Raw genomic sequence first — 23,932 nt, forward strand, 5'->3', positions numbered from 1 at the left:
TGAATGAACTGCAGGGTGAATCTGGTTAAAATGAGGCTGTGCGGCGTTCCTTGCGTCGTGCGCAACGATTGCCAAGGTGCTATTTATGTTCGAGGTCCGCCGCGCTACCAACGCTCGCGTATTGCGGTTAACGGCCGCTGCGCTGATTTCATTAGCCTGGGGCAACACATTCTCTAAAGAAATATCGATAACAACGCGGCTGGAACAGGCGGCGCGCGAGCAACTGGCGCGCCAGGCCGAGACGGCCGGCCTGGCGGAAGCGCAATTTACTGTCAACGTTGCAACGCCACGCGCCGCGCCGCCGTGTGCCAGGCCTGTCGAGATCGAGGCGGTCGACACGCGCACGCCGGCGCGCATGCGCTTTGCCGTGCTGTGCCCGGACGCGGGCGGCTGGAAGTACGAGTACGTCCTGCGCGCATCGGTCAGCGCGCTGGTGGCGGTCGCTGCCGCGCCGCTGGCGGCCGGGCAAACGCTCACCGCCCAAGATGTCACTCTGGAAAGGCGCGATGTCACGACACTGAGCGACACCATCGGCTCGGCCGAAGCGGCCACCGGGCAAGCCACGCGGCGTTCGCTGCGGGCCGGCGAGGTGCTGCGCCAGGCGCAGCTGAGCGCGCCGATCCTGGTCAAGCGCGGCGAAGCGGTGGTGATGCTGGCGCGCTTCGAAGCGCTCGAAATCAGCACCGCCGGCGAAGCGCTCGACGCCGGCGCATTGCATGCGCTGGTGCGGGTGCGCAACCTGGCCAACGGCCGGGTGGTGCGCATGCGCGTGATCGCGCCCGGCACGGTCGAGCCGGCCGAGATTGCGCGTTCGGCGCAGCCGTAGCGCATTCCCGCTCTCACTCCGACGCTCCCTGCAGGCGCGCGGCCAGCCTGGTCAGCTTGGCGGCGTAGGCCGGATCGGTGGCATAGCCGCCCTTGGCCAGGCCCTGGGCAAAGGCGCCGGCATCGCTGCCGGTGCCGATGGCGGCGGCGTAGCGCGGGTTGTCCAGCAACATCTGGGCGTAGTCGCGGAAAGCGGCGGCCTGGTCCGGATAGGCGCGGAAGCGCTCGGTTTTCCTGACGGCCGTGCCGTGTTCGTATTCGGTGGTGGCGTTGTCCGACACCTCGCCCTGCCAGCCGGGACCGGCCTTGATCCCGAACAGGTTGTGGGTGCTGGCGCCTTCGGGCTGGCGCAGCGGACGCTGGCCCCAGCCCGATTCCAGCGCGGCATGGGCCGACACCAGTTGCGGCGCCACGCCCAGGCGTTCGCCCGCTTCGCGCGCCCACGGGGCGATCTGGTCCAGAAAAGCTTGTTGTTCGGAACCTTCGGCAAAGGCCCCGCCGAGGCCGGCCGGGGAAACCTCGTTCTCCTGCAGGCGCGCCTGCAGCAGGCGGCCTTGCGGGCTGAGGGTGGACATGCCGCTGTCGGCGCTGCCCTGGCTGATGAAATCGGCGATCTCGTTTTGCATCGACTGGTAGACGCCGCCGAAACCGGCGCCGCCGCCCAGCGCCGCCATCGGCCGCGTGGATGGGGTGGCCGCGGTCGGGCTGATGCCGGCGGTAGGGAAGTCAGCGTGCCTCATACAGGGTCTCCTCGCCGTGCAGCACGCGCTGCATGATGGAAAATTGTTCGGTCAGCAAGGCGCTGTTGCGAACATTCAAGCGTTTGCATTCGATAACCAGTTGCTCCAGCGCCTGCCACGCGGCCGTCAGGGCCTCGCGCTGCGCTGCGGGCAGGGTGGCGATCAGGGTGTCCATGCCGGCCGTGGCGCCGCACAGGGCGCGCACCAGGGTGACGCGCTGCACCCGCCGCTGTTCCATGGCGTCGAGCAGGGGCGCCAGCAGCGCGGCCAGCTCGGTCAGTTCGGCGCTGCGGTGGCGCAGGGCGGCGTCGAACTGGCGGCCTAGCAGCGCCAGGATGTCCTGGCAGCTTGCCAGGTCGGCGCTGACGCCGGCGCTCAGCTTGCCGATCGCCTGCTCGCGCGTCATGCGGCTCATCCCTGGCCCCCGTGGAAGCGGGTGATCAGGCCGGCCAGGCGGGCCGGGTCGAACGGCAGCTCGCCCTTGGCCAGGGCGTCGCGCAGCTGGGCCACGCGCTCGTGGTCGATGTCGGGCATGGCGGCCAGCGCGGCCATGGCCGGCTGCAGCACTTCCGATTGCAGGGCGGCAGCGGGGGCGGCGACGCCGGCGCCGGCCGGCGTCTTGACGTCGGCCGCCACGGCGGCGCTGCTGCGCTGGATCGCCGCCGCGTCGGCGGACGCGCCGCCGGAAGAGATTTTCATGCGTGGACCTCGGCTTTTGGATTGGATCGTCATGATTATTTGGCCCGGGCGTCGGCGCCCTGGACGTTCTTGAGTTTCTCGCGCAGCTGCTCGACCGAGCCCTTGCCGCCGACCGCGGCTTCGTCGCCGACCTCGCTCTTGCCCGGCACGCCGAACATGGCGGCCACGGTATCGGCCTGGCTGCGCGTCAGGATCAGCATTTCGATGCGGCGGTTGACGGCCGCGCCGGTATTGTCCGGGTCGAAGGGGGCGCGGTCGGCCATGCCCACCACCTGCAGCACGCTGTCCGGATGCATCGAGCCTTGCAGCAGCTGCGAGCGGGCCGCCATGGCGCGTGCGTTGGACAGGCTCCAGTTCGAGTTGCCATCCTGGTCGCCGGCATATTTGCGGGCATCGGTGTGGCCGACGATCAGCATCTGGTTTTCCATTTTTGCAAATACCGGACCCATCTGGCGCATCAGGCGCGCGAAGCGGTCGGTCGGCATCGCGCTGCCCAGCAGGAACATGCCCTGGCGGTCGGTGTCGTGCAGGGTGACGCGCAGGCCGTAGGGGGTGACCACGCTTTCCACGTTCTTCGACAAGCCGGCTTCCTCGCTCATGATGCCCAGCTGGCGCGACAGCACGGCCAGTTCGGCCGGCGAGTCGTAGCGCACTTTCGGGCCTTCGCCGCCGTTTTCCTTGTGCGGCGAGGTGCCGCTGTGGGGCATGGCGAAACGCTCGATCAGGCTGCCGCGCGGGCCGCCGCCGATTTCCGGCTTGTTGCCCTGGCCGTCGGCATAGCTGCCGTTCTGCTCGCGCACCATGGCTTTCATGGTTTGCTGGTCGCGTGCCGCCATCAGCCACAGCACCAGGAACAGGGCCAGCAGCGCCAGGCAAAAGTCGGCGAAGGCGACTTTCCAGGCGCCGCCGTGGTCGTCCTCGTGCGCCTTGCCACGGCCGCGGACGATGATCGCCGCGTCGTGCTTGTCATGTTTATCATGCTGCTTTTGCACGCTGGTCTCCTGCCTTGTCGGTGGCGCGGCGTTTCGGCGATGCGGCTTCCTCGCCTTCGCCGCCCATGGCGTTGATCCAGCTTTCCAGCTGGGCGAAGCTCGGCTTGATGTTGAGCTGCACCAGGCGCCGTCCGGCGTCGATCGCCAGCAGGGCCGGTTTGCCCGCCACGTGGGTGCACAGCACGACTTTGACGCATTCCATGTTGGACGCTTCCTGGTTCACCAGCTGCTTCATCATGTTGCTGATCGGGTCGAGTACGCCATAGCAAAAGAAAATGCCGAGGAAGGTGCCGACCATCGCCGCGCCCACCTTGGCCGAGATGGCGCCGGCGTCGGCGCCCTCGGCCACCGAGTTCATCGCCAGCACGATCCCGAGCACCGCCGCCAGGATGCCGAAACCGGGCATCGCTTCGGCGATCTTGTGCAGCGACTTGGACGGCTGCGTCAGCTCTTCGTGAATGGCTTCCAGTTCTTGCTCCAGTACCCCTTCCAGCTCGTGGGCGTTGATCTTACCCATGGCCATCAGACGGAAATTATCGACAATAAACGCCAATAGTTTAGGCTCTTCCAGCACCATCGGATAACGCTGGAACAGCGGGCTCGAGGCCGGATCTTCCACGTGGGCATCGAGGGCTTTCAGGCCGCCGGCGGCGGTTTGCAGCAATTCATACATCAACAACAACAACTGGCGCTGGAATTCCGAGCCCTGCTTCTTGCGCGTGATGATCTTGCGCATCTGGGTACTCAATTCCTTGAGCACGTGGTTGGGGTTGCCCAGGACCAGCGCCCCGGCGCCGCCGCCGGCGATGATCAGGATTTCGACCGGGTGCCAGATGGCGTCGAAGGTGCCGCCCATGAGGACAAAACCGCCGAAAATACAGCCGAGAACGATGGCGATGCCGACTAATGGCTGCATAGTAAATTCCTTTGGTAAGACTTGTTGTGCTTAGGTAAGAGGGAAAACCGGGTCTGTTCAGCCTTTGAGAGCTGCTTTCATCTTGGCCAGGGCCGCTTTGTTGAGCTGGCAGACGCGCGCATCCGACAGATCGAGCACGGCGGCCACTTCTTTGTAGCTCAGTTCGAATTCGTAAATCATCTGGATCACCCGCTGTTCGCGCTCGTCCAGGGCCATCAGGGCCTGTTCCAGGCTGCGCCGGACCACGAACTGTTCTTCCGGGCCGGGGGCGCTGTGGGCCCGCTCCGCCGCTTCCTGCAAGATCTCGTCGAAGCTGAGCAGCAGTTCGGCGCCGTCGTCGAGCTGGTACTGGGCGTAGGCTTCGGGCGTGAGGCCGAGCGCGCTGGCCGCTTCCTGGTCGTTCGGCTCGCGTCCCAGCGAGCGGGTCAGGGCGCGCACCTGGTCGCGCATCTTGTGGCTGTCCTGGCGCACCGCGCGCGGACGCCAGTCCTGGCGCCGCAGTTCGTCCAGGATCGCGCCGCGGATGCGCAGCGAGGCGAAGCTGCCGAAACCGGCGTCCGGCATGCCGTAGCGGCGCAGCGCTTCGAGCAGGCCCATCAGGCCGATCTGTTCCATGTCTTCGCGCCCCATCACGCAAGACACCTGGGCGCCCAGCTGGCGCACGATGCGCTTGACCAGCGGCGCATAGGCCACCAGCTGGCGCTGCTCTTCGCGGGCGTCCAGCACGGGGGCGTACTGCGCCGCGTGCCCGGCGTCGTAGGCGCTGCCGTAGTCGGCGGGCTCGTGCGGCAGCGGCTGGCCGCCCATATAGCTGGCGCTGGCGGTGCAGTCGGTGTAGTCGGCGTGATAGGCCACGGGATCCCCAGGCTATTCGATGATCAGTTTGCCGATCATGACTTCGGAAAAGGGCTTCTCGGCCTTGTCCTTGTCATACACGGCGGCGAAGGTATTGTTGAGCTCTTCGGCGTATTGCTCGACCGTCATGCCCTGGGCCGCGCTCACGCTGTGCGCCGAGAGGGCGCGCACAGCCACGCTGCGCAGCATCGGCAGGTCATCCTTGACCTTCTTTTCCTGCTCGGCCGTGGTCGACAGCACCAGGTCGGTCGAGATGTAGTGGGCCTGGTTCTCGCCGGGGCTGCGGCGCAGCATGACGATGACCTTGTCGAGCGAGACATACTTGGCCGGCTTTTTCTTCGGCGCTTCGGCGGCGACCGGCTTGCCGTCCTTGGTCGGCATCGGCTGCCTGAAGTACAGGGCCGCGCCGGCGCCGGCCGCGCCCAGCACGCCGAGCACCACGAAGGCGATGATCAGTTTGGTCGATTTTTTCATGCTGCAAACTCGCGGCCGGACAGGGAGAAGGTGGCGGACGGCTGGCCCGCTTCGGCCAGGGCGCGGCCGGGATCGGTGTCGCCGGCCTCACGTTCCGGCTGGCGTCCGCGGCCCTGCTGCTGTTCGCCGAAGGCGGCGCCGCTGCGCGGGGTTGCGGTAATGGTCACGGCGACATCGCTGAACTGGCGCTGGGCCAGGTCGGAGCGCATGGCGTCGCTGACATTGTTCAGCTGGCGCCGCACTTCGCTGTTGGTGGCGCTGATGTTCACTTCCAGCGCGCCGCCGGCGGCGTGGCGGATGGCGATTTCGATGCGGCCCAGTTGCGGCGGGTCGAGGCGGATCACGGCCTGGTCGATGTTGCGGCCCAGTTGCAGCTGCAGGCGCTCGCCCAGCGCGTCGCGCAGCGGCTGCTGCCAGTCGGCCGGGTTGGCCGGCAGTTTCACGTCGGGCTGGGCGGCGATGGTCGCGGCCTGGCCGCCGAGGGCGTTGGCGCCGGCCATGACGCTGGCGGCGCCGCTCACTTGCGCGTCGCTGCGCAGCATGCTGTCGAGCGGGGCGGCGAACGGCTGGGCTGCGCCGGTCGCGCCGGCGGCGACGGTCTTCTGGGCCACGGGCGCGCCGGCGATGCCGCTGTCGGCGTTGCGCACCGCTGCGCGTGGGGCGGGGGCTGGCGCTGCGGCGGCCACGGCCGGCGCAGGCACGGCGACCGCTGGCGCGACCGCTGCGCGGTCATCGGCTGCGCCGCGGTCGGCGGCGGCGGCATCGGTGCCGGCGGCCGGCGCCGGTGTGCTGAAGCTGAACGAGACGGCGCCGGCCGGAAGCGCTGCCTGGACCGGGGCGAAGGGCGCGGCCGGCAGGGTCGGCGCGCTGGCGAGCGGAATGGCAAGGCCGGTCGCCGGCGCAAGGGCGCCGGCGCCGGCGAGCGGTGCGGCGCTCTCGGCAGGCGCTGGCGTGACAGGCAGCGCCATCGCTTGCGGCAGGACGATGCCGGGCGGCAGGCTCATGCCGAATGGCGAGCTCATCGTCATGGCCGGGGTAGGGGCGGCGTCCAGGTCGAGTACCGGCAGGGCCGGGGCCTCGGCCAGCGCTGGCAGGTCGGCCAGGGTCTCGGCCGGCGCGGCGTCCTCGCCCTCGCTCGGGGCGGCATCGGTCCCGGCAACGGGGGCGTCGAACGCCAGCCAGCTGGCGAACGGGGTGGCCGGCGCGGCCGGGGTGCCGGGCGCGACCGGTGGCGCCGCCGTGGCGGGTGCCGGCGCGGCGGCGCCGGGCGTGGCGGGAGCGGCAGGGGAAGGAGTTAGCTTAGCGAGCATCATGGGGTAGCCTGGTAGCGGTCGGTGTCATTGTCGTTGTCGAGGGCGTAGGCGATAAACCCGGCTTTGTTCGAGTGCATGTGGTTCATTTGCGCTTCCAGCACGTCCAGTTCGGCGGCGCACAGTTCGGCCGCCTTGTCGTGCTGGGCGCGCAGCGCCCGCAGCGCGCCTTGTTCAGGCGCGCTCCACGGGCCGCTGGCCGCCAGCACCTGCAGCTGGGCGGCGAGGGCGCCGACGGCGCGGTCCAGCGCGACCCAGTCGCGCGCGTTGCTGGCGGCGGCCAGGGCGGCCGTCAGCGCATTCAGGGCGGCGCGCCTAGGCATTGCGCGCCTGCACGCCAAGCCAGCCCTGGCGAATCGTGCCGAGGATCTCGACCACTTCGTCCAGCATGGCCGGGTCCATCTTGATGCCGGCGCCATGCAGGCGCGCGGCGCAAAAGTCGTACAGTCGTGCCAGGTTTTCCACCACGTCGCCGCCTTGCTCGAAGTCCAGCGAGCTGGACAGTCCATTGATGATTTCGACACATTTGTCGATGCTGACCGCCTTTTGCTCGTAGCGCTTGCCGACGATGTGGCCGCGCGCGCGGGCCAGCTCGTCGAGCAGGCCGTCGGTCAGCAGCAGTACCAGCTCGACCGGGGATGCACGCGCCGTCTGAGCATCGAGGTTAACCGAGTGGTAGTCGCTGTAAGCGTCGGAATAGGACATCTTTTCCTCTCTTAATTGGATTTATCGCCGAACAGTGCGTCGAACATCGATGTGTTGGAGGCCATCCGGCTTTGCAGTGTCTGCAACTGGGTAAATTGCATCAGATAGCGCTTGTAGGCGCTGTCGTACTGCTTGTCGAGCTGGTCCTGGCGCTTGACCAGGCTGGTCTGCAATTTGGTGTTTTCTTCCAGGCGCTGCTTGAGCTGGCCGTCGGTGCTGCTGCTCCATTCCTTCAGGTAGCTGTCGAGGTTGCCGGCGATGCCGCTGCTGGCGCCGTTGACGCTGCTGCCGATCAGGGTGTCGAGCCCTTTCGGCGAGACCGCCAGCTGGCTGGTCAGGCGGGTGGCGTTCAGGGTCAGGCTGCCGTCGCGCGCGGCCACGATGCCGTAGGCGGCCAGGCTGTCGGCACCGTTGGCGCCGCGCAACATGCTGACCATGCGGCCCTGCAGCACGCGCACCCCGCCGTCGTTGGCGAACACGCCCGGCGCCGCGCCCTTGGCCGGATCGCCCGGCGCCACCATGGCGTCGATCACGGCCTTGAGCTTGTTGTAGTCGTCGACGAATTTCTGCACCTTGGCCACGGTGCCGGCGTTGTCGCTGGCGACCGTCAGGGTGACCGGCGTGTCGCCCGGGGCCTGGGCCTTGGTGAAGGTCATGGTCACGCCGTCGACGTTGGTAAACACGTTCGAGGCTTGCTCGATCCTGGTGCCGCTGCCTTCGGCGCCGAGCCAGACGATGGCGTCCTGGCCGCTGACGACCTGGGTGGGCGGCGCGGACAGCGCGGCTTTCAGGCCGGCGTTGTTGACGGCGGCGCTGTCGAGCGCGATATTGCCGGCCGCGCCGGTCGTCTTCGAGGTCAGCATCAGCTGGGTGACGCCGTTGACGGTGACGATCGAGGCCGACACGCGCCCGTTGTTGGTCGGCTCGGCATTGATGGCGGCGGCGATTTCGCGCGGGGTCAGGGTGGCGTTGCCGTCGCTGTTGGCGCTGGCCAGGTTGATCGAAAAGCCGGGCGCGCCGCCGATGGTGATGCCGAGGTTGCCGCCGTCGGCCGCGCTGTCGGCCAGGCCGTTGTACGAGACCTGGTTGGCGGTGGCGAGGCGTTCGACGAAAAAGCTGTAGCTGCCGGCGGTGGCGTTGACGCCGGCGCTGGCGCTGCCGATGGCCGGATTGCTGAAGGTCGCGGCCTGGGTCAGCATGGTCTTGCCGGAGGTCAGCGACAGCAGGGAACTCTGGTAGCCCGAAATCGCCGAGCGCAGCGAGCTCAGCGCGGCGGCGGCGGCGCCGGCCTGCTTGGTCTGGGCCGTCAGGATGCTCTGGCGCGCCGAGGTGTAGTTGGTCGCCAGCCCTGCTGCGGTGGTGGCCGGATCGTAAGTGTTGCCAATGGTCGCCATCAGGATCTCCAGAGTGTCTTCAAAGTGGGTTGCGCTTGCGTGGAATTACTTGCGGCCGGCCAGCCAGGATTGCGTGGCCAGGTCGTCTTCGCGCTTGCGTTCGGTCCGGTTGCGGGCCAGTTCGGCCACGCCTTTTTTCTGTTCCAGCACCTGGCCCAGCAACTGGCGCTCGCTCCAGGCGTCGTTCAGGGCGCGCTGCGAGACGGCCATGGTCGCTTCGTGCAGGCTCAGGTCGGTGCGATGGTTGTCGGCCAGGGCGATCACGGCCAGCTTGTACTGGCCGCAGTTCAGCGCCAGTGCCAGCGGCAGCGCGCCGCTGGCGCCGCTGCCGGTGGCCAGGCTGTCCAGGCGCGCCAGGTTGGCCTGGTAGCGCGCCTTGGTGGCTTGCTGGGCTGCCATGTCGGCCTGCAATTTTTCCACCTTGGTGCTGCGCAGGCGCACCAGGGTGTCGAGGCTGTCGATCGTGTTCTTGATGGTCATGACATCATCGCTTCCAGTTGGGAAATGCATTCAGGCAAAGGCGCCGCTTCGCGGGTGCCCTGGCACAGGTAGGCGTCGATATGCGGTTCCAGGCGCACCGCGTGGTCGGTCACCGGGTCGGCGCCGGGCACGTAGGCGCCCAGCGGAATCAGGTCGCGCACGCGGGCGTGGCGCGCCAGCGCGGCTTTGAGCTTGCGCGCGGCCAGCGCGTGCGCGGCCGGCACCACCTGGGCCATGCAGCGGCTGATCGAGGCGGCCACGTCGATGGCGGGGTAGTGGCCGCGTTCGGCCAGTTCGCGCGTCAGTACGATGTGGCCGTCGAGAATCGCGCGCGCGGTGTCGACCACCGGGTCCTGCTGGTCGTCGCCTTCGGCCAGCACGGTGTAGATGGCGCTCATGCTGCCGAGTTCGTGCTCGCCGTTGCCGGCGCTTTCGACCAGTTGCGGCAGGGCCGAGAAGACCGAGGGCGGATAGCCCTTGGTGGCCGGCGGCTCGCCCAGCGCCAGCGCCACTTCGCGCAGCGCCATGGCGTAGCGGGTGAGCGAGTCGACCAGCAGCAGCACGTTCAGGCCCTGGTCGCGGTAATGGGCGGCGATCGCATGGCACAGTTCGGTCGCGCGGATGCGCATCAGCGGCGATTCGTCGGCCGGGGCGATCACCAGCACGGCTTTTTTCAGGCCGTCCGGGCCGAGCGACATGTCGACGAATTCGCGCACTTCGCGCGAACGTTCGCCGATCAGGCCGACCACCACCACGTCGGCCACGGTCTGGCGCGTGATCAGGCCGAGCAGGACGGACTTGCCGACCCCGCTGCCGGCCATCAGGCCGACCCGTTGGCCCTTGCCGATGGTCAGCATGGAATTGATGGCGCGCACGCCGACGTCGAGCGGCTCGACCACCGGCTGTTTTTTCAGGGGATTGATGCGCGGCGGCGTCATCTCGAGGCGGTGTTCGCCGCCCAGGCGGCCCAGGCCGTCGATCGGCTCGCCCAGGCCGTTGACCATGCGTCCCAGCCACGACGGGCCGATCTGCAGGGTGGCGGCGGTCGGGCTGGGCAGCACGCGCGCGCCCGTGGTCAGGCCAATGGCTTGCTTGAACGGCATCAGGAAGGACAGGCGTTCGCGAAAACCGACCACCTGCGCATCGAGCCAGTCGCCGTCCACCGTTTCGATGCGGCAGCGCTGGCCCGTGTGCAGGCGGCAGCCGGCCGATTCCAGCAGCAGGCCCGAGGCGCCGACCAGGCGGCCGGTCGGGATCGCGACCGGCACGTCTTCGAGCTCGACGGTGCGCAGGGAATCGGCCAGCTTGCTCATGCCGCGACCTCGTCGAGCACGCGTTCGGCGGCGGGCAGCAATTGTTCGCTGACCTGCGCCATGCAGTTGGCCAGGCGGCCCTGGCAACCGGCGTCGACTTCATTGTCGCCGGCGCGCACGCGGCATTCGCCCGCTTCCAGCGAGGGGTCGGGCAGCAGGGTCCACTTGGCGGCGCGCACCGGATCGAGTTCGGTGATGCGCTTGAGTTCTTCCGGATTGAGGCACACTTCGATGCGGTCGCGGGTCGGCGGCATGGCCGCCAGCGCTTCGTCCACCAGCGCCAGCAACTGCACCGGCTGCAGGGCCAGTTCGGCGCGGATCACCTGGCGCGCCACCTTGCCGACCAGGTCGACGACTTCCTTGCGCTGGGCCGAACGGAATTCCTCGACCATCTGGGTCAGCTGGCCGAACAGCGAGTCGAGCGGGCCGGCCAGCTGCTCGAAGCGGGCCTGGGTTTCCTGCATGGCTTGCTGCTGGCCGCTGGCCAGGCCCTCGGCGCGGCCGGCCGCGAAGCCGTCGTCGCGGCCGTTCGACAGGCCGGTTTCGTAGCCCTCGCGCTGCCCCTGCTGGTAGCCTTCTTCGACCGCGTTCTGCCACTCGCCGGCCGCCTCGGAGGAACGGGCGGCGCCGAGCGCGTCGAGCTGCGACAGCGGCGGGAAATGGTAGGGGCGGAAATGTTTCATTCTACGACTGCCTCGGCGAACAGTTGCACTTCGATCTCGCCGTTGTCGGCCAGCTGCTTCACGGTTGCCATGATGTCCTTGCGGGTCTGCTCGATGCGCGACAGCGGCACCGGGCCGGCGCGGCGCAGCAGGTCGTCGAAGTTCTGGGCCTGGCGGCGCGGCATGGTGGTCAGGATCGCATCGCGGATCGCCGGTTCGGCGCCCTTGAGCGCGATCGCCCACTGTTCCAGCGGCACGTCGTCGAGGATGCGGGTGATCGTGGCCTCGGTCTGGCGCGACAGGATCAGGAAGTCGTACATGCTCATTTCGATCTCGGACACGACTTCCGGATCGTGGGCGCGCAGCAGTTCGACCATGCCGGCGCGGTTGCCCGGCAAGCGGTTGAGGATCTCGGCAACCTGGCGGATCCCTTCCACGCTGGCGCTCTGGGTGTCGAGCGCGCCCAGGCAGCGGGTCACCAGCTCTTCCAGTTCGGTCAGCAGGTCGCGGTCGATCTCGTCCAGGCGCGCCAGGTTCAGCAGCACCAGGTCGCGGCCTTCGAGCGGCAGGGCGTCCAGGATCTGGCCGGCCAGGGCCGGCGGCACGAAGGCCAGGAACACGGCTTGCATCTGCACGTGCTCGTTGGCGATGTAGTCGGCCAGCCATTTCGGCGAGGCCCACTGCAGGCGCGCCATCATCGGGCGGATGGCATCGCCGTAGATGTTGTTGAGCACGCTGTTGGCGATGTCGCTGCCGAGCGCCAGGTCGAGCGAGCGCTTCAGGTAGCTGCGCGAGGCGCCGTGCACGCCCGACTGCTGGCGGTAATCGTCGAAGAAGGTTTGCATGGCGATGCGCACGGAATCGACCTTGATGCCGCTCATGCGCGACATCACTTGCGTCACTTCCAGCAATTCCTCGCGGTCGAGGCAGCGCAGCACGGCGGCGGCAGGCTCTTCGCCGATGCTGAGCAGCACGATGGCGGCCTGCTCGACAGGGGTCAGTCCAGGCGCCTCTTCGGCTTCCACGTTATTGTCCAGTTCGGCCATTTTTCTGCATCCATTGTTTGACGACTTCGGCGACCCGCTCCGGTTCCTTGGCAGCGAGGACTTTCAGGTGATCGACCATCACATCGACTGCCGAGCCGGCAGGGGGAAGATCGTAGTTTTCCAGCAAAGGCACCATCGGCAGCGGCGCGCCCAGGGCCGGGACCGCGCCGGCGCCCACGGCAGTCGCGTCGCCCACCCTGAGGTCGCCGGCACGCATGGCCGGACCGGCCACCGCGGTGGCGGCGCCGGCCGAACCGGGAGGACCGGCCAGCAGGGCGGCGTCGCCGGCCACGGCGGCGGGCGGGGCCAGGCGCACCGTCAGCAGGCGCAGCAGCGGACGGACGATCAGCAGGAAGCCGAGCAGGATGCCCACCGCCCAGGCCGCCCAGCTGCTCATGTCGACCACGTTGTCGCGTTCCTGCCACCATGGGGCGGCGGCCGGCTGGACCGGGAAGGTCATGGCCGAGACCGCCAGCACATCGCCGCGTTCGGCGTTGATGCCGAGGCCGCTGCGCAGGGTTTTTTCGATATTCGCCAGTTCGGCGGCGGTCCAGCCGGTCTTGGCGGCGGCCACGTTATTGTTCAGCACCACGGCCACGCTGAGCTTGCGCAGGCGGCCACGGCTGCGCTTGATCTGGGTGATGTTGCGGTCGTAGGCGTACTGGCGCGTGCTGGCGTTCTTGCGCGCGCTGCCGTCGTCGGCAGCCGGGGCGCCGGCCGCGCCCGGCGCGCCGGCCTGGGGATCGGGCAGGGCCGGCGGACGGTTCGACAGGGTGCCCGGCACGCCCATCGCCATGCGGTTCTTTTCCTGCTCTTCGCGCACCGCTTCGCTGGTCACTTTCGGGGCGTCGCCGTATTTTTCGCTGGTTTCCTCGATCTTGTCGTTGTCGACGTCGGCGGTGACGCTGAGCTTGAAATTGTCGGCGCCCAAAACCGGACCGAGCAGTTCATTCACATTGCCGCGCACCTGGTCCTGGTATTTCTTGGCGTTGGCATCGAGCCCCTGGGCCGCGCCGTCGAAGCCGTCGGCCAGGTCGATGCGCGAGGACAGGTAGTTGCCGGCCTGGTCGACCAGGCTGACGCGCTGCGGCGACAGGCTGGCGACGCTGCCGGAGACCATATTGATGATCGCGGCGATCTGTTCCGGGGCCAGGGTGCGGCCCGGCTTGACCGCCACCACCACCGAGGCCGACGATTTTTCGCCGTCGCTGGCCACGAACGAGGTGGAACGGGCGATCGACAGGTGCACCCGGGCCGAGGCGATGGCGTCGAGCGAGAGGATGCTCTGCGACAGTTCGCCTTCCAGGCCGCGCCGGAAGCGCACGTCCTGCACGAACTGCGACACGCCCAGCGGATCGTTCTTGTCCATCAGTTCCAGGCCGGCCGGCAGCTGGGCGGTGACGCCCTTGGCGGCCAGCAGCATGCGCACTTTGCCCAGCTGCGAGGAGGGCACCAGCAGCTGGCCGGTGTCCGGATGCAGGCGGTAAGGAATCTGGTCGGCGTCGAGCACGGCCATCATGTCGCCCGAGGCGACCCGCTCGTTGGCGCCGAACACCGGTTTGTAGGCGGCCTGGTCGCTCCACAGGTACATCATGACGGCGGCCGTGATGGCGATCGCCAGCACCAGCATCGGGGTCAGGTTGTTGCGCAGCGCTGGCGGCAGCGAGGGCATGGCGCCCATGCGCCCGGCGAAGGTGGATTTGAGAGAGGCAATCACGCTGATGGTGTCCCGTGGTGAGGGTGGGTTCGCAAACGGCGGCTCAGACTGGCAGCTTGATCAGCTCGTCCATCGCGCCCATGACCTTGTTACGCACTTGCATGAGCATCGAGAAGGACAGGCTCGCTTCCTGGCTGGCCAGCATGGCGCCGACCAGGTCGTCGCTCTTGCCGCTGTCGACATCGTTCATTTTCTGGCCGGCGGCGGCGTCCTGACGGTTCACGCTGTCGAGCGCATCCTTCATGCTTTGGGTGAAGGAAAAGCCGGCGGGCAACTGCTGGCCGTTGCCTGCCGCAGGATTGGCCTGGGCAGCCAGCTGGCCGGCATCGTTGGCCAGGATTTTCATCTCCGACTTGAGCTGGCTGGCGAGCGTATCGAGTGTTGTATTTCCGACTTCCATGTTGTCATCCCTGCATAATTTTTTGTTCATAATCAAACAGTTACGACGATTTTTCTGTCGTTACCGGCCTGAACGGTGAAGCGCTCAGTGTGCGCGTTCCGTGCCGCGATTCCAAACGAAAACATGCTCGACGGCAAAAAAATTTATTGCTGAGTCGGGTAAAACCAACAAATTTCCCTAAAGCTCTTGGAAGAGGTGCAAAGGTGTCGAAATGCCTAACGATATCGCTTACTGTTGGTAACGGGCGGGACGGTCGGAACTTGAGCCATTTTCCGGAAATAATTGCTCTACAGAACCAAATAACCACTTACCGCAAGGCAATTATAGTGCCACTTGGAAATTAAATCCATCAAATAAAGATGCTCTGATATACTGTTTTCCTCAAACAAAACAAAGAGTTGCCCTCTTTGCCACGCACTTGCCGAGTTACTTATGACCATGATAAATAAGACAAACTTGCCAACTTCACCGCAAGTGCTCGACCCCCGCCTGCTGGGCCGCCCGGTGCACCTGTTGCCCCAGTTTGCGGCCCAGTTTGCGGAGGATGTGGCGGGCGCTTTGCGCCAGCCGGCGCTGCGCCGTTACTGGGATGGCTTCCAGCTCGAAGCGGCCGGCTTTGTCGGCGCCCCCGACCCCGGCCGCAGCGGGCGCTGGCTGGCCTTCGAAGGCAGTGCCGGCAATGTCGCCTTCGCGCTCGAACGTTCGCTCCTGCTCAGTGTGCTGAACCAGCGCTACGGCCGCCGTGGCGCCGCCCCGGCGCCGGCGGTCGACCCGGCCACGGTGCGCGTGACGGCCACGGAAGAACGCCTCGCAGTTGTGTTAGGTCAACAATTAGCCTCGGTACTTGCAAGACGGGTGGATGCAAACCTTGCGCGGGCGCATAATGAAGCTGCCACGCCATCCGGCGAGCTGGTGCCAGGCAGCGTGCCGCCGCCCCCGCCCGCAGCGGGCGGCTGGACGCTCGGGATCACCTTGCGCCGGTCGCAGGGCGGCGAATGCGGGCAGCTGTGGCTGGCGCTGGACCAGGAGATGGTGGCGCGCGTCCTGCAGGGGCTCACGCCCGAGCGCGCGCGCGAACGCACGGCGCAGGCCAGCGTGGCGCTCGGCACGGCGCTGCAAGTGACCCTGGACGGGCGCCTGGTGAGCAAGGAAATCACGCTCGAAGCGCTGTTCGCCCTGAAGTTGGGCGACATCATCCCGGTGACGGTGGGCCGGGCCGATGTCTTGCTGGCCGAGTCGCGTTTATTTACCGCCGCGGTAACCGAGCATAACGGTACGCTGTGCTTAACCTCTTTTGAAGATAGCGACTAATGAAAATCAACGAGAACGAACTCCAGGCTCCCGATCCGGCCGCCGGAATCGACGAAGAATTGATCATCGACGAACCGGTGATGGGCGTGCCCTCCGGTATCGATAGCGCGCGCCCGGCCGACAAGCGGCCGCAGCGCGACCTGCCGCAGATGATGCGCAAGATTCCCGTGACCCTGACCCTGGAAGTGGGCTCGGCCCGGATTTCGCTGCAGGAACTGATGGCGATCGGGCCAGCGAGCGTGATCGCGCTCGACGTGCTGGCCGGCGAACCGCTGGTGATCAAGGTCAACGGCACCCCGATCGGGCGCGCCGAAGTGGTGGTGGCCGGCGAACAGTACGGGCTCAAGGTCATCGATCTCGATGGCCTGGACCTGGACTTGCTCACCGCATGACAGGCGGCGCTCGCGGCCGCGACCGCGCGCTGGCGGGGCTGGCGGGCCTGCTGGCCGCCGGCCTGCTGTGCTCGGCACCGGCCGCGGCCCAGGACTTGCTGGCCGGGGTGATCCCGGGCGCCAAGACCGACCTGACGGTCAAGTCGCAGGTGCTGGTCCTGATGACCTTGCTTGGGCTGCTGCCCATCATGGTCATGATGATGACCTGCTTCACCCGCTTCGTGATCGTGCTCTCGCTGCTGCGCCAGGCGCTCGGCCTGCAGCAGGGCTTGCCGAACCGGATCATCACCGGGGTGGCCCTGATCCTCACCCTGCTGGTGATGCGGCCGGTCGGCGACCAGATCTGGCGCGACGCCTTCCTCCCCTACGACCAGGACAAGATCGGCATGCAGGACGCGCTGAAGGTGGCCGAAGTGCCGCTCTCGCGCTTCATGCTGGCCCAGACCAGCAAGGCGGCGCTGGCCCAGGTCGCGCGCCTGGCGGGCGAGCCGGCCGAGATGGCGCCGCAGCAGCGCGCCTTCACGGTCAAGCTGGCCGCCTTCGTGCTGAGCGAACTGAAAACCGCGTTCCAAATCGGCGCCATGCTGTTCATTCCGTTCCTGATCATCGACCTGGTGGTGTCCTCGGTGCTGATGGCGATGGGCATGATGATGCTCTCGCCGCTGGTCATTTCCTTGCCCTTCAAGCTGCTGCTGTTCGTGCTCGTCGATGGCTGGACCCTGACCGTGAGCACCCTGGTCGGCAGCATACGACCGTTTTGACGAAGCGAGCCATGGGAAAGAGCATGGGCACAAGCAGGGGAACAAGCATGGGAACAGGCATGGGAACAGGCATGGGAGAAGCGCGATGACGCCCGACGTGGCAGTCGACCTGATGGTCGGCGCCTTGCAGATCGTCATGCTGATGGTGCTGGTGCTGGTGGTGCCGGGCCTGATCACGGGCCTGCTGGTGGCGCTGGTGCAGGCCGCCACCCAGATCAACGAGCAGACCCTGAGCTTCCTGCCGCGCCTGCTGGTGACCCTGCTGGCGGTGATCCTGGCCGGGCACTGGATGACGGCCTACCTGATGGATTACTGCGTGTCCGTATTCCAGCGCGCCGCCGCCCTGGTCGGCTGACGGCGCATGGAGCTGGCCGGCTACCTGTTGCCCTTCCTGAACGCCCTGTGGTGGCCCTTCGTGCGCAACCTGGCGCTGCTCTCGGCGGCGCCGGTGGTGGGCGACATCCTGGTGCCGCTGCCGGTGCGCGTGCTGCTGGCGCTGGTGCTGGCCTTCCTGATGCTGCCTTTTTCGCCGGGCAACGCGGCGGTCGATCCGTTTTCGGTGATGGGCGTGGCCACCACCCTGGAGCAAGCCGTGATCGGCGGGGTGCTGGGGCTGGCCATGCATTTTTCGATGTCGATCATCAACGTGCTCGGTTACCTGATTTCGAGCCAGATCGGCTTTTCGATGGCGCAGATGAACGATCCGGTCAACGGCACCGCCTCCGACGTGGTCTCGGGCATGCTGTCGCTGCTGGCGATCATCGTGTTTTTCGCCATCGACGGCCACCTGGTGCTGACCGGCGTGCTGGCGTCGAGTTTCAAGGCCTGGCCGGTGGGCGCAAGCTACGCTCCGCTGCTGCTCTCCACGGTGGCGCTGAAGGCGGCCTGGATTTTTTCGGCCGCCATGCTGCTGGCGCTGCCGATCGTGTTTTCGACCCTGGTGGTGCAGCTCGGCTTCGGCTTGCTGAACCGGGTGGCGCCCTCGCTGAACCTGTTTTCGCTGGGCTTTTCGCTGACCACCCTGTTCGGCCTGATGATGCTGATCCAGATCGTGCGCTTCATTCCCGAACACTACATTGCAATGAGTAACCAGGTGCTGGAACTGATCGACCAACAGATGAAAGCGGCCCATGGCTGACGACGCGAGCGGTGGCGACAAGACCGAAAAGGCCTCGCAGCAAAAGCTGCGCAAGGCGCGCGAGGAAGGGCAGGTGGTGCGCTCGCGCGACCTGGCCACGGCGATCGGCATCCTGGCCAGCCTGAAACTGTTTTCCATGATGCTGCCGAGCTACCTGGATTCCTTCCGCAGCCTGTTCGACCTGGTGTTCATCCCGCTCGGCGCCGACGGCGCCATCGAAAACCTGAGCTCGACCATCTTCACCAGTGCCATGTGGCTGCTGGTGAGCATGGTGCTGCCGCTGCTGGGCGTGCCGTTCGCGGTGGTGCTGTCCTCGCTCATTCCCGGCGGCTGGGTGATCAGCACCAAGAACATGGCGCCCAAGATGGACCGCCTGTCGCCGGCCAAGAACCTGGGCAATCTGTTTACCGCCAAGCACGGCATCGGCGTGGCCACCTCGGTCGGCAAGGCCGTCGTGCTGGGCTGGGTGCTGGTGCATGTGAGCCGTTCCAGCATGAATGCTTTCGTGGAACTGCAAAAGATGCCGCTCAGCGCGGCGCTGCCGGCCGGCGCCGGGCTGATGCTCGACGCCCTGATGGCGATGTGCATGGTGTTCGTCATGTTCGCCGTGCTCGACGTGCCGGTGCAGGCGTTTTTGTTCGCGCGCAACCAGCGCATGAGCAAGCACGACCAGAAGGAAGAACACAAGAGCAGCGAAGGCAAGCCCGAAGTGCGCCAGCGCATCCGCCAGCTGCAGCAGCAGATGGCGCGCCGCAGCGTGAACAAGACCGTGCCCACGGCCGACGTCGTGATCGTCAATCCGGAACACTACGCGGTCGCGCTCAAGTACGATGCCGGGCGCGCCGAAGCGCCCTTCGTGGTGGCCAAGGGCGTCGACGAGATGGCCCTGTACATCCGCCAGATCGCCAGCAAGCACAACATCGAGACACTGGCGCTGCCGCCGCTGGCGCGCGCGATCTACAATACCAGCCAGGTCCAGCAACAAATTCCGGCCCAGCTGTACCAGGCCGTGTCGCAGGTGCTCAACTATGTGCTGCAACTGAACGCTTTCCGTGCCGGCCGGCGCACCGCGCCGCCCCGTTTCCCTAACGAGGTGGTCGTGCCATCTCATCTGAGTGAGGTTCCCTCCACATGAGTTTTTTGAACAGCCTGCTGAGCGAGTTGAAACGGCATAAATTTGCCACACCGGTGTTCTTGCTGGTCATCCTGTCGATGATCATCCTGCCGCTGCCGCCGGTGCTGCTCGACGTGCTGTTTACCTTCAATATCGTGCTGGCCCTGATCGTCATCCTGGTGTCGGTCTCGGCCAGGCGGCCGCTCGATTTCTCGGTGTTCCCGAGCGTGATTCTCGGCACCACCATGCTCAGGCTGACCCTGAACGTGGCCTCGACCCGGGTGGTGCTGCTGCACGGCCACGAGGGCAGCGACGCGGCCGGCAAGGTGATCGAAGCGTTCGCGAACGTGGTTATCGGCGGCAATTTCGTGGTCGGCTTCGTGGTGTTCGTGATCTTGATGATCATTAACTTCGCGGTGGTGACCAAGGGCGCCGAACGGATTTCGGAAGTCTCGGCGCGTTTCACCCTGGACGCGCTGCCGGGCAAGCAGATGGCCATCGACGCCGACCTCAACGCCGGCCTGATCAACCAGGAAAAAGCCCAGGTGCGGCGGCGCGACGTGGCCGCCGAAGCCGACTTCTACGGCGCCATGGACGGCGCCTCGAAGTTCGTGCGCGGCGACGCGGTCGCCAGTATTTTGATCCTGATCATCAATATGGTGGGCGGCGTGGCCATCGGCGCGCTGATGCACGACCTGTCCTTCGGCGACGCCTTCCGCCTGTACGCGCTGCTGACCATCGGCGACGGCCTGGTGGCCCAGATCCCGGCGCTGCTGCTGTCGGCCGCGGCGGCGATCCTGGTGACCCGGATCAGCGATTCGGGCGACTTCGAACAGCAGGTCGGCGGCCAGCTGCTGGCGTCCCCGGCGGTGCTGTACAGCGCATCGGGCATGATGCTGGTGCTGGCCATGGTGCCGGGCATGCCGTGGATGATGTTCGGCATCTTCGCCGTGGTGCTCGGCTATGTGGGCTGGCGCCTGGGCCGGATGGTCAAGGCGCCCGACCAGGCCGGGGTGGCCGCGATCGAAGCGGCCCTGCGCGAGGACCGCACGCCCGAGCTCGAATGGCAGCACCTGCCGGCGGTGCAGGCGCTGACGGTGGCGGTCGGCTACAGGCTGGTCGGGCTGGTGGACGCGGCCCAGGGCGAGCCCTTGACCAAGCGCATCAAGGGCGTGCGCCAGAGCCTGTCGGAAGCGATGGGCTTGCTGCTGCCGCCGATCCAGGTGCGCGACGACCTGTCGCTGCGCCCGACCCAGTATGCGATCATGCTCAGCGGCACGGTGGTGGCCGAAGCCGAAGTGGTGCCGGAATGCCTGATGGCGATTGCCTCGCCCTCGGTGTACGGCCAGCTGGACGGCATTCCGGGAATCGAACCGGCCTACGGCATGGCCATTACCTGGATCGCCCCGACCGAAAAGGCGCATGCGCTGGGGCTGGGCTACCAGGTGGTCGAGGTGCCGAGCGCGATCGCCACCCATTGCTCGAAGGTGGTGCGCGATTACCTGCCCGACCTGTTCCGCCATGAAGACGTGCCGGCCATCCTGGAACGGATGACGGCGCTGTCGCCCAAGCTGGCCTCGGCGCTGGACAAGGCCATGACGCATACCCAGCTGCTGCGGGTGTTCCGGGTGCTGCTGGCGGAAAATGTCTCGCTCAAGGATATCGTGGTGATCGGCACCACCTTGCTCGACAGTTCGGAAACCACCAAGGACCCGATCCTGCTGGCGGCCGAAGTGCGCTGCGCGCTGCGGCGCCAGATCGTGACGGCCTTGTTCGGCAAGAAGAAGGAAATGCCGGCGTTCAATCTGTCGGCCGAGCTGGAAAATATGCTGCTCGGTTCGCTGAACCAGGCGCGCCAGGGCGGCAAGGTCGCGCTCGATAACTTCCCGATCGATCCGCAGCTGCTCTCGCAACTGCAGTTGAACATGCCGGTGGCGCGCGAGCAGATGAAGCAGCAGCAGAGTACGCCGCTATTGCTGGTGCTGCCGCAAATCAGGCCGCTGCTGGCGCGCTACGCCCGCCTGTTCGCGCCGGGGCTGCATGTCCTCTCGTACAACGAGATTCCCGAAAACCGCGATGTGAGCATCGTCGGCACCGTCGGTTAAATGGCATCCGCCAAAGCGTTCCTGACCGGGGTCAGCGCTCCGGGCTCTGGCCCCGGTCAGGAAACGTGACCGCGTTTTAGCCGAATCCGTCTTCGGCATAGGGCATCGTCCCCGGCAAGGGATTCTCGGTAAACCGCACGGTCGTCGCCGGCTCGGTCCGGGTGGTCTTGGCCAGCAGCAGCGCCACTTCGGCCATGGCGCGGAACAGGGCCGGCGGCAGGGCCGCGCTGACCTGCGAGGAGTACTGCTGCAAGGGCTTGCCCGGCCAGATGCCTTGGCGCACGCTGGCGCGCACCAGGCGCAGGCCCGCCGTTTCGATCGCTTCCTTGAGGGCCGGCAGGGCGTGGCGCAGCAGCGCCACCGCGCGCGGGTGCTCGGCCGCCAGTTCCATCACCACCCCCTCCATCAGTTCCAGCTGCACCGTGGCACGGCTGCCGTCGGCCAGCATCACGTCCAGGCGCAGGGCCGCCTTGGCGCGCCGGCGCCGGCTGGGCGGCGGATCGGGCAGGCCGGTCAGCAGGCGCAGCGCCAGTTGCTGGCCGCCCGCGCCCGGCAGCACGAAACGCCAGGCTTCCGGATGCCACAGCAGGGTGGCCGGCTGCGCCACCGTGCTCGCCTGCAGGGCCTGCTGCACGCCCGACATCAGCAGACTCCCCGGCATGAACTGGGCCCGTCCCTGCTGCTGCAGGGTGGCCAGCTGGGCCGCATAGTTGCGCACCATGGTGCGCCAGGCGCTGGCCAGGGCGGCGCCGTCGAGCACCGGCCAGGCCATCTGGCGCGCCATGAAGACCTGGTCGGCCCGCATCGAGGCGCTTTCGCCGAGGTTGGCCGGCAGGCCGCCGGACGGGCCCGCGGCGCCCGACGATGGGGGCGCGGCCAGCGGTTCCGACACCGGCAGCGGCATGGCCACCGCGGGCGCGCCCGAGGCCGGCGCCGGCAGCAGCCGCAGCGGCGCCAGCGGGGCAATCGTCGTCGCGCCGAGCGGTAGCGTAGGGATGGAAGACATGGCGTTCACGCAAGGTCAGGATAAAAAAAGAGCCAGCCGGTATGCCGGCTGGCTCGGTCGGCGCCCGGCGCCAGCGCCGGCGGCCCAGCCCTGTGTTATTGCAGCAGCGACATGACCATCGAGGACATGCTGTTGCTCTGCTTGAGCATGGCGGTGCCGGCCTGCAGCAGCATCTGGTTGGTGGTCATCTTCGAGCTTTCGCTGGCGAAGTCGACGTCCATGATGCGGCCGGTGGCGGCCTTGCTGTTGGTGCTGATGTTCGACAGGTTGTTGTAGACGTGTTCCAGGCGGTTGGCCGAGGCGCCCAGCGCCGAGCGCACGGTGCCGATCGAGGCCAGCGCGGTCGAGAGCTTGTCGATCGTGGTCGAGGCCGAGCCGGCGGCGGTCAGTTCGGTGCCGACCGTGTTCGGGGCGGCGTAGTTGGCGGTGGTGGCGCCGACGTCGGTGCCCAGGGTGGTCATGCTGGCCGACAGGTCGACCGTCATTTTTTCGCTGGTGCTCGAACCGATCTGGAAAGTCATCGAGGACGCGATGGTGCCGCCGACGAGCAGCTTGGCGCCGCCGAAGGTAGTGTTGTTGAGTACGTTGTTCAGTTCGGTGCCGAGGGCGTCGTATTCCGATTGCATGGCGGTCTTGTCGGCGGCGGTCGAGGAGGCGTCGGCCGCTTGCGTGGCCAGGTCCTTCATGCGCACCAGCATGTTGCTCACTTCGTCGAGCGCGCCTTCGGCCGTTTGCAGCATCGAGGTCGAGTTCTGGGTGTTGCGCATCGCAACGGCCATGCCGCTGGTCTGGGCTTTCAGGCGGGTGGCGATCTGCAGGCCGGCCGCGTCGTCCATCGAGGAATTGATGCGGTAGCCGGTCGACAGGCGGGTCATCGAGGTCGACAGGCTGCCTTGGGTACGGTTGATCGAATTTTGTGCGGACAATGCGGCGTTGTTTGTGTGCAGACTCAGCATGATCGAACTCCAGGTATGGGGGGGAGGGACTGTCGGAGCCGCGTTCTCGCATGCTCTTACCAGTACAAGACGACCGTTTGGCCGGGCGCATTAAGTGCCGCAAAGAAATTAAACAAACTATTTTTCGCGCATAAAAAAAGCCAGCCGGTGAGGGCTGGCTGGAACGGCGCCCGGCGCACTCTGCCGGGCATCCTTGCTGACGGGGTCAGGATTACTGCAGCAGCGACATGACCATCGAGGACATGCTGTTGCTCTGCTTGAGCATGGCGGTGCCGGCCTGCAGCAGCATCTGGTTGGTGGTCATCTTCGAGCTTTCGCTGGCGAAGTCGACGTCCATGATGCGGCCGGTGGCGGCCTTGCTGTTGGTGCTGATGTTCGACAGGTTGTTGTAGACGTGTTCCAGGCGGTTGGCCGAGGCGCCCAGTGCCGAGCGCACGGTGCCGATCGAGGCCAGCGCGGTCGAGAGCAGGTCGATGGTGGCGTTGGCGGTGGCGGTCAGTTCGGTGCCCGGGGTGCCCGGGGTGGTGTAGGTGCCGCTGGTGGCGCCGATGGCGGTGTTCAGGGCGGTCATGTCGGTGGCCAGGTTGACCGTCATCTTTTCGCTGGTGCTCGAACCGATCT

Annotated in this window: 28 protein-coding genes; 8 read left to right on the plus strand and 20 right to left on the minus strand. The window is 66.9% G+C overall.

The features are described 5' to 3' along the window. The first annotated feature begins 121 nt into the window (after positions 1-121). Positions 122-826 carry a flagellar basal body P-ring formation chaperone FlgA gene (gene flgA, locus EJB06_RS28465; protein WP_229427335.1) on the plus strand — a complete coding sequence of 235 codons (705 nt, stop codon included), beginning with the start codon at positions 122-124 and terminating at the stop codon, positions 824-826. Positions 827-839: 13 nt separating this feature from the next. On the opposite strand, the gene EJB06_RS28470 is transcribed toward flgA, so the two are convergent. From EJB06_RS28470 to fliE, 17 genes are read right to left on the minus strand one after another with little or no spacing between them, the layout of a single operon-like run. Next, positions 840-1,565, minus strand: coding sequence for a glycoside hydrolase family 73 protein (locus EJB06_RS28470; protein ID WP_126077415.1), 726 nt, complete (start codon positions 1,563-1,565; stop codon positions 840-842). Continuing rightward, complete coding sequence (gene flgN, locus EJB06_RS28475; RefSeq protein WP_126077416.1) at positions 1,552-1,980, minus strand: flagellar export chaperone FlgN; 429 nt, start codon at positions 1,978-1,980, stop codon at positions 1,552-1,554. Before flgN ends, EJB06_RS28470 begins: the two co-directional genes overlap by 14 nt. Next, positions 1,977-2,297 (minus strand): flagellar biosynthesis anti-sigma factor FlgM, encoded by a 321-nt coding sequence (gene flgM, locus EJB06_RS28480; RefSeq protein ID WP_126077417.1) that lies wholly within the window; start codon positions 2,295-2,297, stop codon positions 1,977-1,979. The genes flgN and flgM overlap by 4 nt, the downstream gene beginning before the upstream one ends. A 2-nt stretch (positions 2,298-2,299) precedes the next feature. Further along, the gene (locus EJB06_RS28485) at positions 2,300-3,256 is read right to left on the minus strand and encodes a flagellar motor protein MotB (protein WP_126077418.1); all 957 of its coding nucleotides are present in this window, start codon (positions 3,254-3,256) and stop codon (positions 2,300-2,302) included. Continuing rightward, positions 3,240-4,172 carry a flagellar motor stator protein MotA gene (gene motA, locus EJB06_RS28490; protein ID WP_126077419.1) on the minus strand — a complete coding sequence of 311 codons (933 nt, stop codon included), beginning with the start codon at positions 4,170-4,172 and terminating at the stop codon, positions 3,240-3,242. The genes EJB06_RS28485 and motA overlap by 17 nt, the downstream gene beginning before the upstream one ends. Positions 4,173-4,229: 57 nt before the next feature. Then, positions 4,230-5,027, minus strand: a complete 798-nt coding sequence (locus EJB06_RS28495; protein ID WP_229427337.1) for a FliA/WhiG family RNA polymerase sigma factor — start codon at positions 5,025-5,027, stop codon at positions 4,230-4,232. A 12-nt stretch (positions 5,028-5,039) separates the two neighbouring features. Next, positions 5,040-5,501, minus strand: coding sequence for a flagellar basal body-associated FliL family protein (locus EJB06_RS28500; protein ID WP_126077420.1), 462 nt, complete (start codon positions 5,499-5,501; stop codon positions 5,040-5,042). After that, the gene (locus tag EJB06_RS28505) at positions 5,498-6,814 is read right to left on the minus strand and encodes a flagellar hook-length control protein FliK (RefSeq protein WP_126077421.1); all 1,317 of its coding nucleotides are present in this window, start codon (positions 6,812-6,814) and stop codon (positions 5,498-5,500) included. Before EJB06_RS28505 ends, EJB06_RS28500 begins: the two co-directional genes overlap by 4 nt. Next, positions 6,811-7,134 (minus strand): hypothetical protein, encoded by a 324-nt coding sequence (locus EJB06_RS28510; RefSeq protein WP_126077422.1) that lies wholly within the window; start codon positions 7,132-7,134, stop codon positions 6,811-6,813. The genes EJB06_RS28505 and EJB06_RS28510 overlap by 4 nt, the downstream gene beginning before the upstream one ends. Then, complete coding sequence (fliS, locus tag EJB06_RS28515) at positions 7,127-7,516, minus strand: flagellar export chaperone FliS (protein ID WP_126077423.1); 390 nt, start codon at positions 7,514-7,516, stop codon at positions 7,127-7,129. The genes EJB06_RS28510 and fliS overlap by 8 nt, the downstream gene beginning before the upstream one ends. 11 nt (positions 7,517-7,527) lie before the next feature. Further along, positions 7,528-8,910, minus strand: a complete 1,383-nt coding sequence (gene fliD, locus EJB06_RS28520) for a flagellar filament capping protein FliD (protein ID WP_126077424.1) — start codon at positions 8,908-8,910, stop codon at positions 7,528-7,530. Between the two features lie 45 nt (positions 8,911-8,955). Then, positions 8,956-9,390 (minus strand): flagellar FliJ family protein, encoded by a 435-nt coding sequence (locus EJB06_RS28525; RefSeq protein ID WP_126077425.1) that lies wholly within the window; start codon positions 9,388-9,390, stop codon positions 8,956-8,958. Next, positions 9,387-10,703 carry a flagellar protein export ATPase FliI gene (gene fliI, locus EJB06_RS28530; protein ID WP_126077426.1) on the minus strand — a complete coding sequence of 439 codons (1,317 nt, stop codon included), beginning with the start codon at positions 10,701-10,703 and terminating at the stop codon, positions 9,387-9,389. The genes EJB06_RS28525 and fliI overlap by 4 nt, the downstream gene beginning before the upstream one ends. Continuing rightward, positions 10,700-11,386 carry a flagellar assembly protein FliH gene (gene fliH, locus EJB06_RS28535; RefSeq protein WP_126077427.1) on the minus strand — a complete coding sequence of 229 codons (687 nt, stop codon included), beginning with the start codon at positions 11,384-11,386 and terminating at the stop codon, positions 10,700-10,702. The genes fliI and fliH overlap by 4 nt, the downstream gene beginning before the upstream one ends. Then, entirely contained in the window at positions 11,383-12,411 is a 1,029-nt protein-coding gene (locus EJB06_RS28540) for a flagellar motor switch protein FliG (RefSeq protein WP_126077428.1), read from the minus strand. Before EJB06_RS28540 ends, fliH begins: the two co-directional genes overlap by 4 nt. Beyond that, positions 12,392-14,128: a flagellar basal-body MS-ring/collar protein FliF gene (fliF, locus tag EJB06_RS28545; protein ID WP_370660158.1), complete on the minus strand. Its 1,737-nt coding sequence runs from the start codon at positions 14,126-14,128 to the stop codon at positions 12,392-12,394. Before fliF ends, EJB06_RS28540 begins: the two co-directional genes overlap by 20 nt. Positions 14,129-14,171: 43 nt before the next feature. After that, positions 14,172-14,474, minus strand: coding sequence for a flagellar hook-basal body complex protein FliE (fliE, locus tag EJB06_RS28550; RefSeq protein ID WP_126077440.1), 303 nt, complete (start codon positions 14,472-14,474; stop codon positions 14,172-14,174). 510 nt (positions 14,475-14,984) lie between these two features. Between fliE and EJB06_RS28555 the strand changes: the two genes are divergently transcribed. The 7 genes from EJB06_RS28555 to EJB06_RS28585 all read left to right on the plus strand — a co-directional run bounded on the left by EJB06_RS28555 (position 14,985) and on the right by EJB06_RS28585 (position 21,349). Next, positions 14,985-15,839: a hypothetical protein gene (locus EJB06_RS28555; RefSeq protein ID WP_229427338.1), complete on the plus strand. Its 855-nt coding sequence runs from the start codon at positions 14,985-14,987 to the stop codon at positions 15,837-15,839. An 80-nt stretch (positions 15,840-15,919) separates the two neighbouring features. Beyond that, a complete protein-coding gene (locus EJB06_RS28560; protein WP_126077441.1) occupies positions 15,920-16,231 on the plus strand; it encodes a FliM/FliN family flagellar motor switch protein in 312 nt (103 codons plus the stop codon). After that, positions 16,228-16,992 (plus strand): flagellar type III secretion system pore protein FliP, encoded by a 765-nt coding sequence (fliP, locus tag EJB06_RS28565; protein WP_126077430.1) that lies wholly within the window; start codon positions 16,228-16,230, stop codon positions 16,990-16,992. Before EJB06_RS28560 ends, fliP begins: the two co-directional genes overlap by 4 nt. Positions 16,993-17,077: 85 nt before the next feature. Then, positions 17,078-17,347, plus strand: a complete 270-nt coding sequence (gene fliQ / locus EJB06_RS28570) for a flagellar biosynthesis protein FliQ (protein ID WP_126077431.1) — start codon at positions 17,078-17,080, stop codon at positions 17,345-17,347. A 6-nt stretch (positions 17,348-17,353) separates the two neighbouring features. Beyond that, positions 17,354-18,130 (plus strand): flagellar biosynthetic protein FliR, encoded by a 777-nt coding sequence (gene fliR, locus EJB06_RS28575; RefSeq protein WP_126077432.1) that lies wholly within the window; start codon positions 17,354-17,356, stop codon positions 18,128-18,130. Further along, entirely contained in the window at positions 18,123-19,265 is a 1,143-nt protein-coding gene (locus EJB06_RS28580; RefSeq protein WP_126077433.1) for an EscU/YscU/HrcU family type III secretion system export apparatus switch protein, read from the plus strand. Before fliR ends, EJB06_RS28580 begins: the two co-directional genes overlap by 8 nt. Beyond that, complete coding sequence (locus tag EJB06_RS28585; RefSeq protein WP_126077434.1) at positions 19,262-21,349, plus strand: flagellar biosynthesis protein FlhA; 2,088 nt, start codon at positions 19,262-19,264, stop codon at positions 21,347-21,349. Before EJB06_RS28580 ends, EJB06_RS28585 begins: the two co-directional genes overlap by 4 nt. A gap of 76 nt (positions 21,350-21,425) precedes the next feature. Here the strand turns inward: EJB06_RS28585 and fliK are convergent, their stop codons facing one another. The 3 genes from fliK to EJB06_RS28600 all read right to left on the minus strand — a co-directional run. Further along, positions 21,426-22,355 (minus strand): flagellar hook-length control protein FliK, encoded by a 930-nt coding sequence (gene fliK, locus EJB06_RS28590; protein WP_164558061.1) that lies wholly within the window; start codon positions 22,353-22,355, stop codon positions 21,426-21,428. Between the two features lie 95 nt (positions 22,356-22,450). Then, positions 22,451-23,311, minus strand: a complete 861-nt coding sequence (locus tag EJB06_RS28595; protein ID WP_126077436.1) for a flagellin N-terminal helical domain-containing protein — start codon at positions 23,309-23,311, stop codon at positions 22,451-22,453. 211 nt (positions 23,312-23,522) lie between these two features. Beyond that, positions 23,523-23,932 (minus strand): flagellin (locus tag EJB06_RS28600; RefSeq protein WP_267876918.1); only part of this gene is annotated, 410 nt, incomplete at its 5' end.

The organism is Massilia atriviolacea, from assembly GCF_003953935.1.
GTDB lineage: Bacteria > Pseudomonadota > Gammaproteobacteria > Burkholderiales > Burkholderiaceae_D > Telluria_A > Telluria_A atriviolacea.